Origin of the sequence: Cellulomonas sp. (assembly GCF_015234515.1) — a bacterium.
GTDB lineage: Bacteria > Actinomycetota > Actinomycetes > Actinomycetales > Cellulomonadaceae > Cellulomonas.
On record NZ_JADGMY010000017.1, the window covers coordinates 164121 to 180675 of the forward strand.

General features: G+C 74.1%; 13 protein-coding genes. 3 read left to right on the forward strand and 10 right to left on the reverse strand.

Translation table 11 applies throughout. The annotated features are described in order from the left end of the window. Positions 1–5: 5 nt before the first annotated feature. The 6 genes from ruvX to IR158_RS07600 all read right to left on the reverse strand — a co-directional run bounded on the left by ruvX (position 6) and on the right by IR158_RS07600 (position 6539). Positions 6–587, reverse strand: a complete 582-nt coding sequence (gene ruvX / locus IR158_RS07575) for a Holliday junction resolvase RuvX (RefSeq protein ID WP_291811527.1) — start codon at positions 585–587, stop codon at positions 6–8. After that, positions 580–3273 carry an alanine--tRNA ligase gene (gene alaS / locus IR158_RS07580; RefSeq protein ID WP_291811530.1) on the reverse strand — a complete coding sequence of 898 codons (2694 nt, stop codon included), beginning with the start codon at positions 3271–3273 and terminating at the stop codon, positions 580–582. The genes ruvX and alaS overlap by 8 nt, the downstream gene beginning before the upstream one ends. Before the next feature lie 89 nt (positions 3274–3362). Continuing rightward, positions 3363–3746: a hypothetical protein gene (locus tag IR158_RS07585; protein ID WP_291811533.1), complete on the reverse strand. Its 384-nt coding sequence runs from the start codon at positions 3744–3746 to the stop codon at positions 3363–3365. Next, positions 3743–4108, reverse strand: coding sequence for a DUF948 domain-containing protein (locus IR158_RS07590; protein WP_227578771.1), 366 nt, complete (start codon positions 4106–4108; stop codon positions 3743–3745). The genes IR158_RS07585 and IR158_RS07590 overlap by 4 nt, the downstream gene beginning before the upstream one ends. Positions 4109–4263: 155 nt before the next feature. Then, positions 4264–4890: a 30S ribosomal protein S4 gene (gene rpsD / locus IR158_RS07595; RefSeq protein WP_013117046.1), complete on the reverse strand. Its 627-nt coding sequence runs from the start codon at positions 4888–4890 to the stop codon at positions 4264–4266. A gap of 239 nt (positions 4891–5129) precedes the next feature. Next, positions 5130–6539: a replication-associated recombination protein A gene (locus IR158_RS07600; RefSeq protein ID WP_291811540.1), complete on the reverse strand. Its 1410-nt coding sequence runs from the start codon at positions 6537–6539 to the stop codon at positions 5130–5132. A 108-nt stretch (positions 6540–6647) separates the two neighbouring features. On the opposite strand from IR158_RS07600, the gene IR158_RS07605 reads away from it, so the two are divergent. The 3 genes from IR158_RS07605 to IR158_RS07615 all read left to right on the forward strand — a co-directional run bounded on the left by IR158_RS07605 (position 6648) and on the right by IR158_RS07615 (position 10889). Beyond that, a complete protein-coding gene (locus tag IR158_RS07605; RefSeq protein ID WP_291811545.1) occupies positions 6648–8879 on the forward strand; it encodes an MMPL family transporter in 2232 nt (743 codons plus the stop codon). A gap of 20 nt (positions 8880–8899) precedes the next feature. Continuing rightward, positions 8900–9325, forward strand: a complete 426-nt coding sequence (locus IR158_RS07610) for a DUF2809 domain-containing protein (protein ID WP_291811548.1) — start codon at positions 8900–8902, stop codon at positions 9323–9325. A 109-nt stretch (positions 9326–9434) separates the two neighbouring features. Next, positions 9435–10889 carry a lipase maturation factor family protein gene (locus tag IR158_RS07615; RefSeq protein ID WP_291811552.1) on the forward strand — a complete coding sequence of 485 codons (1455 nt, stop codon included), beginning with the start codon at positions 9435–9437 and terminating at the stop codon, positions 10887–10889. An 11-nt stretch (positions 10890–10900) separates the two neighbouring features. Here the strand turns inward: IR158_RS07615 and IR158_RS07620 are convergent, their stop codons facing one another. The 4 genes from IR158_RS07620 to IR158_RS07635 all read right to left on the reverse strand — a co-directional run bounded on the left by IR158_RS07620 (position 10901) and on the right by IR158_RS07635 (position 16544). Then, the gene (locus IR158_RS07620) at positions 10901–11680 is read right to left on the reverse strand and encodes an SDR family NAD(P)-dependent oxidoreductase (protein WP_291811553.1); all 780 of its coding nucleotides are present in this window, start codon (positions 11678–11680) and stop codon (positions 10901–10903) included. A 74-nt stretch (positions 11681–11754) separates the two neighbouring features. Beyond that, positions 11755–12522: an N-acetyltransferase gene (locus tag IR158_RS07625; protein WP_291811556.1), complete on the reverse strand. Its 768-nt coding sequence runs from the start codon at positions 12520–12522 to the stop codon at positions 11755–11757. Between the two features lie 12 nt (positions 12523–12534). After that, positions 12535–14313, reverse strand: coding sequence for an aspartate--tRNA ligase (aspS, locus tag IR158_RS07630; RefSeq protein WP_291811557.1), 1779 nt, complete (start codon positions 14311–14313; stop codon positions 12535–12537). 140 nt (positions 14314–14453) lie between these two features. Beyond that, positions 14454–16544, reverse strand: coding sequence for an intein-containing Rv2578c family radical SAM protein (locus tag IR158_RS07635; RefSeq protein WP_291811560.1), 2091 nt, complete (start codon positions 16542–16544; stop codon positions 14454–14456). Positions 16545–16555 lie beyond the last annotated feature (11 nt).

Below are 16555 nucleotides of genomic sequence, written 5' to 3' on the forward strand. Positions count from 1 at the left end.
GCGCGTCACTCCACAGTCGTCGTGCCGTCACCCGCAACGCCCCCGCGCGCCGGTGCGGAGCGGTCCGGGTCCACCTCGACCCGTTCCCCGGGACGACGTCCCGTGGACCTCTCCACGTCCAACGCGTGCTGCAGGATCACCACCGCGGCTGCCTGGTCGACGACCTGCCGGTGGCGGCGCCCGGATCGGCCGGCCGCCTGAAGCGCGTGATGTGCGGTCACCGTGCTCATCCGCTCATCCACGAGCCGGACCTGGAGGGGCCCGACCGCGTGCGCCAGTGCGACAGCGTACGCGCGCGCGACCCCGGCCGACGACCCCTCGGCCCCGGAGAGGTGACGCGGGAGCCCGACGTACACCACTTGCGCACCTCGTTCCCGCGCCTCGTCCGCGATCCTGGCCACGTCGGCCGCGGCCGACGACGGCTTGCCCGCCGCGCGCGCCAGCGTGTCGACGGGCGTGGCGAGCATCCCGTCCGGGTCGCTCGCTGCCAGACCGACACGCACGGTGCCGACGTCGACCGCCAGGCGCGCGCCACGCGTCACCGCGTCGACGTCGGACCTGTCGCGGGGCGTCACGGCGTCAGCCACGGACCGCCGCGACGACCCCCGCCAGGGCGTCGGGCAGGCGGGTCGCGTCGGTGCCGCCACCCTGCGCGACGTCGTCCTTGCCGCCGCCGCCGCCGCCGAGGACGGCCGAGGCCGCGCGGACGAGCGCGCCCGCCCGGTGACCGGCCTCGCGCGCCGCGGCGTTGGTCGCCACGACGACGACCGGACGCCCCTTGGCGACGCCGCCGACCGCCACGACGACCGGCGAGGACTCCCCCAGCCGGCCGCGCACGTCGAGCGCGAGCGTGCGCAGGTCGTCCGGTGCGGACACCTCACCGGCGTCGTGCGCGACCACGCGGGCCACGCCGACCTGCTGCGCACCGGCCGCGAGCGACCCGGCCGCCGCCAGCACCTGCGCCTGCCGCAGCGCGGCGAGCTCCTTCTCGGACTCGCGCACCCGCGTCAGCAGCGAGGACACCCGCTCACCGAGCTCGTCGGGACGCGCACCGAGCAGGCCCGTGAGCTGGCTCACGAGCGCACGCTCCTTGGCCTGGTAGCCGTACGCCGAGTCCCCCACGAGCGCGTCGACGCGACGGACGCCCGACCCGATGGACGACTCCCCCAGCAGCGTGACCAGGCCGAGCTCGCCCGACCGGCGCACGTGCGTGCCGGCGCACAGCTCGCGCGACCAGTCGCCGCCGATGGACACGACGCGCACCTGGCTGCCGTACTTCTCGCCGAAGAGCGCCATGGCGCCGAGCGCCCGTGCCTCGTCGATCGCCATGGTCCGGTCGGTGACCTCGAGGTCGTCCTGCAGGCGCTCGTTGACGCGCCCCTCGATCTGCGACAGCGACGACGCCGGCACCGAGGCGCCCGAGCGGAAGTCGAACCGCAGCCGGCTGGGCGCGTTCTCGGACCCGGCCTGCGTCGCGTTGTCCCCGAGCTCCTCCCGGAGCGCCTTGTGGACCATGTGCGTCGCGGTGTGGGCGCGCGCGATCGCGCGCCGGCGCGCCGTGTCGATCGTCGCGGTGCCCGCGTCACCGAGCGTGAGCGTGCCGTCGACCAGTCGGCCGTGGTGCACGGACAGGCCCTTGACGGGTGCCTGGACGTCGTCGACCTCGACGATGCCGCCGTTCTCGAGGCTGATCGTGCCCGTGTCGGCGAGCTGGCCGCCGGCCTCCGCGTAGAACGGCGTCACGTCGAGCACCACCTGCACGTGGGCCGGTGCGGTCGCCGCGGGCGCCGGGACGCCGTCGACGAGCAGACCCACGACCTTGGCGCGCGCGGTCGTGTCGGTGTAGCCGACGAACGTGACGGCCGCGCCGTGCTCACCCGCGAGCGACTGCTGGAGCTGCTGGTAGGCGCTGGTGTCGGCGTGGCCCGTCTTCTTCGCCAGCGCGTCGGCACGCGCGCGGTCGCGCTGCGCCTGCATGAGCGTGCGGAACGCCTGCTCGTCGACGCTGACGCCGTGCTCGGCCGCCATCTCGAGCGTCAGGTCGATGGGGAACCCGTAGGTGTCGTGCAGCGCGAACGCCTGCTCGCCCGTCAGCGCCGCGCCGGCGTCGCCCGCACCCGCCTTCGCCTTGCTGACCGCACCCTCGAAGATGGTCGTCCCGGCGGTCAGGGTCCGCAGGAACGTCTCCTCCTCGCCGTACGCGACCTGCGAGATGCGGTCGAAGTCCCGCGCGACCTCGGGGTAGGACACGCTCATGAGGTCCCGGCTGATCGGCAGCAGCTGGGGCAGCGCCGCCTCCTCCACGCCGAGCAGCCGCATCGAGCGCACCGCGCGGCGCACGAGCCGCCGCAGGACGTAGCCGCGCCCCTCGTTGGAGGGCGTCACGCCGTCGCTGATGAGCATGAGCGCGGAGCGGACGTGGTCGCCGACGACCCGCAGCCGCACGTCGTCCTCACCGCCCGCGCCGTAGCGGCGGCCCGCCATCTCGGCGGCGCGCTCGATGACGGGGAAGACCTCGTCCGTCTCGTACAGGTTGTTCTTGCCCTGGAGCAGGTAGGCGATGCGCTCCAGTCCCGCCCCGGTGTCGATCGCCTTGCGCTCGAGCTCGCCCAGCAGCGGGTAGTCCTTGCCGCGGCCCTCGCCGCGCACGAACTGGTCGAAGACCAGGTTCCAGATCTCGAGGTAGCGGTCGCCACCGGGGTCGACCGTGCCGCCCACGGCGTCGGGGCCGAACTCGGGGCCACGGTCGTAGTGCCACTCGGCGCACGGGCCGGCGGGGCCGGGCTGGCCGGTGTCCCAGAAGTTCTCCTCGCGCGGGAGGCGCACGATCTGCCGCGGGTTCACGCCGACGCGCACGAGCGCGTCGGCCGCCTCGGTGTCCTCGTCCCAGATCGTCACCCAGAACCGGTCACCGTCGAGCCCGAGCCCGCCCTCGGCCTGCGACCCCGTGAGGAAGCCCCACGCGAGCTCGATCGCGCCCTGCTTGAAGTAGTCACCGAACGAGAAGTTGCCGAGCATCTGGAAGAACGTGCCGTGGCGCGTCGTGCGGCCGACGTTCTCGATGTCGTTGGTCCGGATGCACTTCTGCGCGTTGGCGACACGCGGCCAGGGAGCGTCCTGCGTACCGAGGATGTACGGGATGAACGGGACCATGCCGGCGATCGTGAACAGGATCGACGGGTCCGGGGAGATGAGCGGCACGGACGGCACGATGGCGTGGTCCTTGCTCGCGAAGTAGTCGAGCCAGCGCTGGCGGATCTCGGCGGTGCGCATGTCGTCCTCGTGGTGTGCGGTCCGCCACGCAGCGGCGGAAGAATCGGGTGGGTCCGGGCGTGCGAGCCCGGGGTGGAGCGGCGGACCGCTCAGAAGAACGGTGCCTGCGCGTCGTCGTCGGGGTCGGTGACGGGCTCGCGCGCCCAGCCCCGGGCGGACAGGTCCCGCGCGAGGTCGGCACGTGCGGGTCGACCGAACGTCTCGCGCAGCTCGGCGCGGTGCCGCGGCGCGTTCGCCCGCAGCGTGTCGAGGTCGACGTCACCGACGAGCGCGTCGAGCAGCTCGGCCTCACGCTCGGCGACGCCGGTGCGGAAGTCCTCGCGCGCGGCGCGCAGCGCACGGCCGATGCGGACGGCGCCGTCGACCGCGTCGCCCGCCCCGGGGGGCGCGTACTGCTCGACGAGGCGACGCCCCTGCCGCACGACGACGACGGTGACCGCGACGCCGACACCGACCCAGAACAGCCGCCTCATCGCCGTGCCCCGCCCGTGCGCAGCCCGGCCAGGGCCCGCCGCACGCCGTACGAGAACGCCGCGACCTTGAGGAGCGGCGCACCGACGGTGGCGGTCACCAGGGAGGACAGGGCCGAGACGTTCTCCCCGACCTGCGCCGCGGCGGTCGTGACGGTGTCGACCTTGTCCATCTGGGACGCGGACGACGCGACGACCTTGGCGGCCTCGTCGAGCATCGGGAGCGTGTGGTCGGTCAGCTCCTTGACGGAGCTGCGCGTCTCGTCCAGCACGGCAGCGACCTTCAGGGACACGAACCCGAGGAAGCCGACGAGGCCGACGAAAGCGATTGCGGCGATGAGTCCCGCGACGTCACCGATCGACACCATGCCCGACCTCTCCTCCACGTGCGTGTACGTCCGTGATCGGACCTCGTCACCCTACCGGGGCGCCGGCGTCCGACGACGCGCGTGACGTGCGCGCCGGACGCGCGAACGCCCCGCCGGCAGGGGTGCGCGGCGGGGCGTTCGTGAGGCGTGGGTCAGCGGGCGTAGTACTCGACGACCAGCTGGACCTCGCACGTCACGGGGACCTCGGCGCGCTTGGGGCGACGCACCAGCGTGGCGCTGAGCTTCTCGAGCTGGACCTCGAGGTAGCCCGGCACGGCCGGCAGGACGTCGCGGTGGGCGCCGGCGGCGGCGACCTGGAACGGCACGGTGGCCTGCGACTTGGGCTTGATCTGCAGCGTCTGGCCCTCCTTCACGCGGAAGGACGGACGGTCGACGATCTTGCCGTCGACGAGCACGTGACGGTGCGTGACCGTCTGACGCGCCTGCAGGATCGTGCGGGCGAACCCGGCGCGCAGGACGAGGGCGTCCAGACGCGTCTCGAGGTCCTCGACGAGGGCCTCACCGGTCAGGCCCGGGGCCTTGCGGGCGTTCTCGTACGCCTTGGCGAGCTGCTTCTCGCGCAGCGCGTACTGGGCGCGCAGACGCTGCTTCTCGCGCAGACGCACCGCGTAGTCCGACTCGGTGCGGCGACGGGCGCGGCCGTGCTCGCCCGGGGGGTACGGACGCTTCTCGAAGTGCTTGACGGCCTTGGGCGTCAGGGCCAGGCCGAGCGCGCGGCTCAGGCGGACCTGGCGACGCGAACGGGTCACGCTGCTCACAGTGGTACTTCCTGTCGTGTCGATGGACGAGCACACCCGCGCTCCGGACGAGGTCCGGACGGAAAGGTTTCCGGCGGGCGTGGGGCCGACCACGGTGCGGGCTCCCGGTCGTCGCGAGACGGCCGGTGCCGCGGGCTAGGGCCCCAGGTGCTGGATGCTGCCGTCCGCACGCGGCGGACGACCGGTCGATACTACCCGACGAGCGGGCGACCGACGCCATCCGGGCCCGGCGCAGCCGGTCAGCCGGGCCCCTCGCCCGCGGCGGAGCCCTCCGACGGGTCGAGGATCGATCGGATGCGTGTCAGCCGCTCCCCCACCGAGCGCTCGAAACCCCGGTCCGACGGCTCGTAGTACCGGGTGCCGGCGAGATCGTCCGGCAGGTACTGCTGCGTCGCCACCGCGTGCGGCGCGTCGTGGGCGTAGCGGTAGCCCTTGCCGTGCCCCAGTGCCTGCGCGCCCCCGTAGTGCGCGTCGCGCAGGTGGGGCGGCACCGTACCGATGCGCCCGGCGCGCACGTCCGCGAGCGCGCGGTCGATCCCGACGTAGGCCGCGTTGGACTTGGGTGCGGTCGCCACGTGCACGACGGCCTCGGCGAGGATGATCCGCGCCTCCGGCATCCCGATGAGCGCGACGGCCTGGGCGGCGGCGACGGCGGTCTGCAGCGCGCTCGGGTCGGCCATCCCGACCTCCTCGGCCGCGGCGATGACGACGCGGCGGGCGATGAACCGGGGGTCCTCCCCCGCCGCGACCATCCGCGCGAGGTAGTGCAGGGAGGCGTCGACGTCCGAGCCGCGCATCGACTTGATGAAGGCGCTGATGACGTCGTAGTGCTGGTCGCCGTCGCGGTCGTAGCGGACCGCCGCGACGTCGATCGCACGCTCCACGGTGGCGAGGTCGACCGTGACGGGCGCCTCGGCGTCCAGGCCGGGGCCCCGGTCGGACAGCCCGGCGCCCGCGGCCGCCTCGAGGATGGTCAGCGCCTTGCGCGCGTCCCCGCCGGCGAGCCGCAGCAGGTGCTCCAGCGCGTCGTCGGCGAGCGTGACGGAGCCGGCGAGGCCCCGCTCGTCACGGACCGCGCGTTCGACGAGGACGCGCACGTCCTCCGTGGTCAGCGGCTGCAGGGTCAGCAGCAGGGACCGGGACAGCAGCGGGGAGTTGACGGAGAAGGAGGGGTTCTCGGTGGTCGCGGCCACGAGGGTGACCCAGCGGTTCTCGACGCTCGGCAGCAGGGCGTCCTGCTGCGCCTTGGTGAAGCGGTGCACCTCGTCGATGAACAGCACCGTCTCGGACCCGTCGGCGGCGAGGCGCCGGCGGGCGTCGTCGACGACCGCGCGGACGTCCTTGACGCCCGCGGTGACCGCGGAGAGCTCGACGAACCGGCGCCCGGAGGTGCTGGCCACGAGGTACGCGAGCGTCGTCTTGCCCGTGCCCGGCGGGCCCCACAGCACGACCGACGACGGGACGGCGCGACGGGCGCCCTCCTCGGCGGGCTCGACGAGCCTGCGCAGGGGGGATCCGGGCACGAGCAGGTGACCCTGGCCGGCCACCTCGGCGAGGGTGCGGGGCCGCATGCGCACGGCGAGCGGGGCGCCGGCAGCGGGCGCGGGCAGCCCCTGCGCGGTCGAGGAGACCGCGTCGAACAGGTCCATGCCTGCGAGCCTACGCACCGGCGGGGAGTGCCCGTCGCGCGGTCACGGCGGCACGCGACACCGCCGACCGGTCCCGTGACATGCGCCGGTACCCGGCGACCTGCGAGCATGGCCCGCGTGTTCGCACGCCTGGGTCGCTCCGTCGCCCACCACCCGCGTCTGACGGTCGTCGTCTGGTTGGTGCTCACGGCACTGGGCTATGCCCTCGCCGTGCAGGGCCTGCACGGCGAGAACCTGTTCGACCGCGTCGCGACCGGTGCGCCGGGCGTGCCGGGGACCGAGTCGACCCGCGGGCAGCAGATCCTCGCCGACGAGCGGACGACCGGTCCGAGCGTGAACCTCGTCCTGTCCGGCCTCGACCCGGCGGACCCGGAGCTGGGACCGGCGCTCGAACCCGTGCGCGCCGACCTGGCGGCGGTCGACGGGGTCGTGTCCGTCATCGACCCCCTCGTCCTGCCCGGTGGTGTCGAGAACCCGGCGGCGGCCCCGTTGCTCGCGCGTGACGGCGAGGGGTTCCTCGTGGTCGTCGAGCTGGAGCCGGACCTCTCCGCCGATGCACAGGCCGCCGCGCTCGACGCCGTCGAGCAGCGCCTGCGCGACGTGCCCGACGAGCTGCGCCCCGTGGCGCCCGACGTCGAGGGGGTCGTCGGTGCCGAGCACCTGATCGTCGACGAGATCACGGAGCAGGTCGAGCAGGACCTGCGCACGGGTGAGGTCGTGGCCCTGCCGATCGCGCTGCTCATCATGGTGGTCGTGTTCGGCGGGTTCCTGGCCGCGGCGATGCCGATGGCGGGCGCCCTCGCGTCGATCGCGGGCGGGCTGGGTGCGCTGCTCGGGCTCACGTACGTCATGGACGTCGACGCGTCCGTCGTGAACGTCGTCACGGTGCTCGGGCTCGGGCTGTCCATCGACTACGGCCTGCTGATCGTCTCGCGCTTCCGGGAGGAGCTGCACCGGACGGTCGGCACGGACGACGGTGCGGGCAGCCGCCGGCGGCGCGGTGACGGTGCGGTGCTGGCCGCGGTCGAGCGGACGATGGCGACCGCGGGCCGCACCGTGGTGTTCTCCGCCGTGACGGTCGCGGTGTCCATCGCGGGCCTGCTGGTGTTCCGCCCGGACATCCTGCGGGCCGTCGGGGCGGGCGGTGTGGCGGTCGTGCTCGTCGCGGTCGCGACGGCCGTGACGCTGGTCCCCGCGCTGCTGACGATGACGGGCCGTCGGCTCGCGAAGCCGGGTCTGCTCGCGCGTGTCCCCGGTCTGCGACGCGCCTCGGACGTGCGGCACGACGAGGGCGCGTTCTCCGCGCTCGCGGGGCGCGTGCAGCGCCACCCGTGGTGGGTGATGCTCGGGTCGGTCGCCCTGCTGGGGGTGCTGGCGGCACCGGCTCTGGGCATGGAGCTGCGGATCAGCGGCCTGGAGCTGCTCCCGACGGGCACGACGCAGCGCGAGTACGTGTCGGACCTCGAGGAGAACTACCCGGCGGCGGCGTCGCCGGCCGTCACGGTCGTCGCGGAGGCCTCGCTCGCGGAGGCCACCGCGTGGGCGGACGAGATCGCCGAGCTCCCGGACGTCGCGTCCGTCGACCCACCGGCTCCGCTGGGCGCCTACGTCGTCATCGGCGTGCGGGCCGACACGGCCGACCCGGGCGGTGCGGTGGCCGCGGACGTCGTACGGGAGGTCCGTGGTCTCGACGCGCCGTTCGACCGGTGGGTCGTGGGTCAGGCCGCGTCCCAGATCGACTTCACCGACGCGCTCGTGGCGCGCGCGCCGCTCGCGCTCGGGATCGTGGGTGCCGCCACGCTCGTGCTGCTGTTCCTCATGACCGGGTCGGTCGTCATCCCCGTCAAGGCGCTGGTCACCAACGCGCTGTCGATCGTGGCCTCCCTGGGCGTGCTGGTGTGGGCCTTCCAGGACGGCCACCTGGAGGGGCTGCTCGGGTTCACGTCGACCGGCGGCATCGAGACGTACGTGCTCGCGCTCGTCATCGCGTTCGCGTTCGGGTTGGCGATGGACTACGAGGTGTTCCTGCTCTCGCGGGTCAAGGAGCTGCACGACGAGGGCCTGCCGACGGACGAGGCGGTCCGGCTCGGGCTCCAGCGGTCGGGACGGATCATCACGTCGGCGGCGGCGATCATCATCGTCGTGTTCTCCGGCTTCGTCGCGGGCGACCTGGTCGTCATCAAGCAGGTCGGGTTCGCGCTGGCGTTCGCCGTGCTGGTCGACGCGACGGTCGTGCGCCTGTTCCTCGTGCCGGCGACGATGACCATCCTCGACCGTGCGAACTGGTGGGCGCCCCGGCCGCTGCGCCGCCTGTACCAGCGGTTCGCGATCCTCCACTGAGCCCGGCGGACCGTCCCGACGTGCCCGCGTCGCCGCCGCCCGGCGCGCCGCCTGCACGACGCCCCGCGCGCCTTCGGACGCGCCCGGCGGCTGCCGCGCTGGTGGTGCTCGTCGTGGGACTCGTCGTCTCGAGGGGCGACGGCCTCGCCCCGGACCTGGCCGGCGGCGCGCTGTACGCGGCGCTCGTGCAGCTGCTGGTCCTCGTGGTGGCGCCGTCGGCGCGCACGGAGGTCGCCGCCGCGACGGCCCTGGGCACGTGCCTCGCCGTGGAGCTCGCCCAGCTCACGCCCGTGCCCGCGGCCGTCGTGGCGGCGTGGCCTCCGGCCGCGTACGTCCTGGGCTCGACGTTCGTCGCGACCGACCTGCTCGCGTACGCCGCAGGGGTCGCTGCCGTGACGGCCGGGGACGTCCTGCTGCGTCCACGTCCCCGCGCGGCAGGCGGCTGACCCCGGCCGGCCGACGGGCGCCGGGTGCCGCGGTGGACCACCCTGGACGAGGTGCAGACGGCCTGGACGAGGTGCGGACGCGCTGGCGTGCGGGGAGGTGCACGGGCGGGTGGAGTGGTTCGACGCCGAGGGGTACACCGTCGCGCGGGACGTGGTGCAGCGCGGCGTCGCGGCGGTCTACGTCGTGGCGTTCGTGGCGGTGCTGCGCCAGTTCCGCCCGCTGCTGGGCGAGCACGGCCTGCTGCCCGTGCCGGCGTTCACCGCACGTGTCCCGTTCCGTGCGGCCCCCAGCCTGTTCCACCGGTGGTACACGGACCGGCTCGTCGCCGGCGTGGGGTGGGTCGGGGTCGTCGTCGCCCTGACGCTCGTGGCGGGGCTGCCGCAGCAGGGTCCGCCGTGGCTGCCGCTGCTCGCGTTCGGGATCCTGTGGGTGCTGTACCTGTCGGTCGTCAACGTCGGGCAGGTGTTCTACGGCTTCGGCTGGGAGTCGCTGCTGCTCGAGGCCGGGTTCCTCGTGGCGTTCCTCGGCTCCGACGAGGTCGCGCCGCCCGTGCCGGTGCTGGTGCTGCTGTGGTGGCTGGTCCTGCGGCTCGAGCTCGGCGCCGGGCTCATCAAGCTCCGCGGTGACCCGGCCTGGCGGGACCTGACCGCGCTGTACCACCACCACGAGACGCAGCCGATGCCGGGGCCGCTCAGCCGCCTGTTCCACCTGCTGCCACGCCCGGTGCACCGCCTCGAGGTGATCGCCAACCACGTCACGCAGCTCGTCGTGCCGTTCGGTCTGCTCGTGCCCGGGCCCGTGGCGTCGACGGCCGCAGGGATCATGGTGGTCACGCAGCTGTGGCTCGTGCTCTCGGGCAACTTCGCGTGGCTCAACTGGCTCACGATCGTGCTGGCGTGCTCCGCGATCGACGACGACGCCTGGGCGTGGCTGCTCGGGCTCGTCGGCCTGGACCGGGCTGCGGGCGTGCCGACGGGCGCCCCACCGCTCTGGTACGTCGTCGTCGTGCTGGCCGTGGGTGCGGTGTGCCTGTGGCTGAGCCGTCACCCGCTGCGCAACCTGCTCTCGCGCCACCAGGCGATGAACGCGTCGTTCAACCCCCTGCACCTGGTCAACGCCTACGGGGCGTTCGGCACGGTGACCCGCCGGCGCACCGAGGTCGTCGTCGAGGGGACGCTGGACGCCGACCCGGCCACGGCCAGGTGGCGGGAGTACGAGTTCCGCGGCAAGCCGACCGACCTGCGGCGCCTGCCCCGCCAGTACGCGCCCTACCACCTGCGCCTGGACTGGGGCATGTGGTTCCTGGCGCTCGGCTCGTCCTCGCAGCTGCGCTGGTTCGTGCCGTTCCTGGGTCGGCTGCTCGAGGCCGACGGGCCGACCCTGCGGCTGCTGGCGCGCGACCCGTTCGACGGCGCGGCACCGCGGTGGGTGCGTGCGCGCCTGTACCGCTACCGGTTCACGACGCCCGCCGAGCGGCGCACGACCGGGCAGCGGTGGGTGCGCCAGGACGAGGGGCTGCTGACCGGCGCGACGGACCGTGACCGGATCGCCCGCATGCGGTGACCGTGCCGCCGTCACGCGACGAGCGACTGGCCCCCGTCGACGAACACCTCGGTGCCGGTGACGTGGCTCGCGCCGTCCGACACGAGGAAGGCGATCACGTCCGCGACCTGCGCCGAGGACCCCGACTCCTCGCCCGTGAGGGGGATCTGCCCCTGCGGGTACTCGGCCGGCACCCCGAGGTCCTGCGTGCCGCGGACCTCGGTGTTGTCCATGATGTCGGTGTCGATGGCGCCGGGGCACACGGTGTTGACCCGCACCCCGCGCGGCCCGAGCTCGACGGCCGCCATGCGCGCGAACGCGACCTGTCCCGCCTTGCTCGTCGAGTACGCGGACGCGCCGGCCGTGGTGAAGGTCCGGGTGCCGTTCATCGACGACACGACGACGACCGCACCCCCCTGCCGCACGAGGAGCGGCACCGCGTAGCGCACGGTGAGGAACGTGCCGGTGAGGTTGGTGGCGAGCGTGGCCTGCCACTCCTGCGGCTCGAGCTCCTCGAGCGGCGCCCACACCCCGTTCACCCCGGCGTTGGCCACGACCACGTCGAGGCGCCCGAGCTCACGCTCCACGCGCGCGTAGACCTCGCGCACCGCGGCGGCGTCCCCGACGTCCGCGGCCACGGGGAGCGCCGTGCCGCCCGCACGGCGGATCTCCGCGGCGACGTCGTCCGCGCTGTCCTGGCTGTGACCGAGCGCGACCACCGCGGCGCCGTCCCGCGCCAGGCGCACCGCCGTCGCCCGGCCGATCCCCGACCCTGCGCCGGTGACCAGCGCGACCTTGCCCTGCAGCGTCATCCCGTTGCCTCCCGTAGCCGAGGACGTCGACGCTAGCCAGGCTGGGGGCGGACCGCCCGGCGAACGGGCCGGGGTCAGGGACGCGCCGTCCCCGGCGGGCCGTAGCCGACGTTCTCGACGTCCACCCGGAAGCCCAGCGCGTCGTAGACGCGACGGGCGTGCACGTTGTCGGCGTACATGCTCAGGGACACCCAGGGCGCACCGGCGGACAGCGCACGGCGCGTGGCTGCCGCGGCGAGCGCGGCGCCGATGCCGCGGCCGCGCGCCGCGGGGACGACGCCCAGTCCGTGCAGGTGGACCGTCGGGGCCGTCGGACCGGGCCGCGTCGCAGCGGCGAGCACGCCGACGAGGCCGTGACCGTCACGCACGCCCCACCACGCCTCGTCGGCGGCGGCGCCCGGTCGCGCGTGCGTGCCGGGGTTCGCGAGCTCGAGGCAGACGCCGATCGCGTCACCGTCACGCACCGGGTCCAGGGCGACCACGGCGTCCTCGCCCGGCTGCTCCCTGGGCGCGACGTCGGCCGTGAACCGGTCCCAGGCGGTGCGCCTCTCCACGCCGGCTGACGCGAGGGCGTCGTCGGGCAGCCGCACGGCGCGGGGCACCGTGGCCCACCGCAGGCCCGGCCCGTGCCCGACGAGCACGTCGGGCACGAGCCGCTCGAGCTGGTCGACGTCCCCCAGGGCCCACAGGAGGCCACCGGACGAGGAGGCCATGACCACCACGGCCGCCTCGTCGGCGGTGGCCCGCACCGACGCTGCGGCCCACCGGTCCAGGCCCTCGAAGACGTCGCGCCGGGTCCGCAGTGCAGCAGGAAGCTGCCGCGTCAGGGGTCCTGCGCCCACCGCGACCCCCGGTCAGCCCTGCGCTGCGGAGCTCGCCGGCTTCGGCTTGGCGTCGACACCCGTGTCGCGGCGCTGCTCCGGCGAGATCGGGGCGGGCGCACCGGTCAGCGGGTCGTAGCCGCCGCCGGACTTGGGGAACGCGATGACCTCGCGGATCGAGTCCGAGCGCGTCAGGAGGGTGACGATGCGGTCCCAGCCGAACGCGATGCCGCCGTGCGGCGGCGCGCCGAACGCGAAGGCGTCGAGCAGGAAGCCGAACTTCTCCTGGGCCTCCTCCTGCCCGATGCCCATGACCTCGAACACGCGCTGCTGGACGTCGCGGCGGTGGATACGGATCGATCCGCCACCGATCTCGTTGCCGTTGCAGACGATGTCGTACGCGTACGCCAGCGCCGCGCCCGGGTCCTCCTCGAAGCGGTCGATCCACTCGGGCGTCGGCGACGTGAAGGCGTGGTGCACGGCGGTCCACGCGCCGCCGCCGACGGCGACGTCGTCATCCTCGCCGGTCGGCTTGAACAGCGGGGCGTCGACGACCCAGACGAACGACCACGCGTCCTCGTCGATCAGCCCGCCGCGGCGACCGATCTCGAGGCGTGCTGCGCCGAGCAGCGCCCGCGCCTCGGTCTGCTTGCCGGCGGCGAAGAAGACCGCGTCACCGGGCTTCGCACCCACGGCGGCCGCGAGGCCCGCGCGCTCGGCGTCGGTGATGTTCTTGGCGACCGGGCCGCCGAGCTCGCCGTCCTCGCCGACGGTCACGTACGCCAGGCCCTTGGCGCCGCGCTGCTTGGCCCACTCCTGCCACGCGTCGAAACCGCGGCGCGGCGTGCTCGCGCCGCCGGGCTGCACGACTGCCCCGACGTACGGCGCCTGGAACACCCGGAACGGGGTGTCGGCGAAGTACTCGGTGAGGTCCGTCAGCTCGAGGCCGAACCGCAGGTCCGGCTTGTCGGTGCCGTACCGGCGCATGGCGTCGGCGTACGTCATGCGCGGGATCGGGGTCGGGATCGTGTACCCGATGAGCTCCCACAGCGACGTCAGGACGGCCTCGGCGAGCTCGATGACGTCGTCCTGGTCGACGAAGCTGGCCTCGACGTCCAGCTGCGTGAACTCGGGCTGCCGGTCGGCGCGGAAGTCCTCGTCGCGGTAGCAGCGGGCGATCTGGTAGTACTTCTCGAGCCCGCCGACCATGAGCAGCTGCTTGAAGAGCTGCGGGGACTGCGGCAGCGCGTACCAGCTGCCGGGTGCCAGGCGGGCCGGGACGACGAAGTCGCGCGCACCCTCGGGCGTGGACCGCGTCAGGGTCGGGGTCTCGACCTCGACGAAGCCGCGCTCGTCGAGCACCGTGCGCGCGGCGCGGTTGACCTGCGCGCGCAGCCGCATCGCGTGCGCCGGCGCCGGACGGCGCAGGTCGAGGTAGCGGTAGCGCAGCCGCGCCTCCTCGCCCACGGGCTCGTCGACGGACGCCGAGACCTGGAACGGCAGCGGTGCGGACTCGTTGAGCACGACCACCTCGTGCGCGACGACCTCGACCTCACCGGTCGCGAGGTTCGGGTTCTCGTTGCCCGCCGGGCGGCGGCCGACCTCGCCGGTCACCTGCAGGACGTACTCGGCGCGCAGGCCGTGCGCGACGGACTCGTCGCGGATGACGACCTGGGCGATGCCCGAGGCGTCCCGCAGGTCGACGAACGCGACCCCGCCGTGATCGCGACGCCGGTCCACCCAGCCCGTGAGGGTGACGGTGGTGCCGATGTCCTCGGCACGCAGCGAGCCGGCGGTGTGGGTGCGCAGCACGGAAGGTCCTTCAGGTCGGGGATCCGCGCCCGGTCGGGCGTCCCCCCGATCATAGGTGCGGGCGCGCCTACGGCCCACGCCGGTCCCCCGGCGCACCGCACCCGTCGTGCGCCGCGCCGCGGGCCCCGAGCGTCGTGGTCTCAGAAGAGGCTGGGCTGCAGCTGCGCCGCGACCGCGTGGGTGGCTGCCTCGCCGGGGCCCCATCGCACGCCGCCGTCGTCCGTCGACGCCCTGGCCAGTCCGTGCTTCGCCAGCAGCGGCCGGACGCGGGCCTCCAGCCACCCGCGGTAGTCCGCGTGCGCGTACGACCCGCCGCGGTACACGCGGCCGTACCCGGCGACGAGGTCCGGTCGCTCGCGCCCGAGCCACGCGAGGAACCACTCGCGCGCACCGGGGCGCAGGTGCAGGGCCATGACCGTCGCACGCTGCGCGCCGGCGTCCGCGATCGCGCCCAGCAGCCCGTCGAGGTGGTCGGTCGAGTCCGTGAGCCACGGCAGCACGGGCGCGACCATGACGTGCACGGGCAGCCCGACGTCCCGGATCGCGCGGACCAGGGACAGCCGTGCCCGTGCGTTCGGCGTCCCGGGTTCGAGCTGCTGCTGGAGGTCGTCGTCCAGGACCGCGATCGACACCGCGAGCGACACGGGCACGTCGTGCGACGCCGCGGCCAGCAGCGGCAGGTCCCGCCGCAGCAGCGTGCCCTTGGTGAGCACGGACAGCGGCGTCCCCGACCCCGCGAGCGCCTCGATGATCCCCGGCATGAGCGTGTAGCGCCCCTCGGGCCGCTGGTAGGGGTCCGTGTTGGTGCCGAGCGCCACGTGCTCGCGCGCCCACGACCGGCGGGCGACCTCGGCGCGCAGCACCTCCGCGACGTTGGTCTTCACCACGATCTGCGTGTCGAAGTCCTTGCCTGCGTCCAGGTCGAGGTAGCGGTGCGTGCCGCGGGCGAAGCAGTTGTGCGCGATGACACCGTTGGCCACGAAGTCCCCCGTACCTGTGGTGATGTCGAGCAGCGGCACCGGTGCGCCCAAGGGTTCGATCTCGACGACGCGGAGGTCTGCGGTGCTCTCGACGGCCCGCCCGACGACCTGCAGCGTGCGTGTGATGGCCGGTTGCACCGCGGCGAAGAACTGACGGACCACGGGACGACCGCCACGGAGCCGGACCTGCTGGACACCGATCGGGTCGGGGCCCTCACGCACCGTCTCGACATCGAGAGAGGCGAACGCTGCCTCGACCGCAGCCAGGTACGTCTCGTCCTCGTTGCTGATCCGCACGACGCCGCCCGAGCAGCCCCCTTCCGCGTCGAACGCGCCGGAGAGGAATCCCGCGTGCCACGCGCAGGGCGGGTCGTCCGGGAGCTCGATGAGATCGAGGATCCGCTCGACGTTGGCGGCGCGTGACGTGAAGATCGCGTCGAGAGCACGTCGCGTGGGCGTCGCCGCAGTGAACGGACGTCGGTGGGTCGCCACCCCGAAGTGCTCCAGGTAGTCGCGGGACCTGTCGAGAGCCTCGACGTCGGCGAGCGCCAGCCGGAACGTCGTGACGTCGTCCGCCGCGCCGGGCCTTCGGCGGTACGTACGCCGGAGCATCGTCCCGTCGCCCCGGATCATGCCCGCGAGGTACCCGCGGCGGTAGTCGTCATGCGACTCCCGCGGGTCCCACGCGCCGTCGACGATGCCGCGGCCGAAGCCCATCAGGGAGTCGTTCCCCGTCAGGTAGGGCCGCTGCAGGGCGCCGTGAAGGGGCCCGGTGACATGCTTCCAGCCACGCTCGGTGAGGAAGCGGTGCTCACCGCTGGCGATGATCTCGGTCCCGTCCGCCAGGCGGACGCGGTAGGCCGGCTTGACCGACTCGATGCGGCCGAGCACCTCGGTGGCCACGTACCGGCGAGAGCGACCGACGAGACGCGTCCCGACGATCTGGTCACCGACACGGAGGTCAGCGAGCGCCCGCTGACGCCCGTCCGCCATGAGGATCGACGTGCTCGGGTCGAGGCAGTAGGTGCACGCGTGCAGGCAGCCGCGCATGGGGTTGACCGTCCACCGGAAGGGCACGGCCGACGCGTCGGGGACACGGTTGAGCGCGGTGCGTGAGAGCACCTCGTGAAAGGTGACCCCGGCGAAGTCCGGGGTGCGCACGCTGCGGACCAGGCCCGGCAGGGTGCGCAGGTCGAGCCCGGGCAGGGCGTCGCCCTCCCCCGCGTCGATCTTCTGCCCGTCCCAGCGCACCGCACGATTCG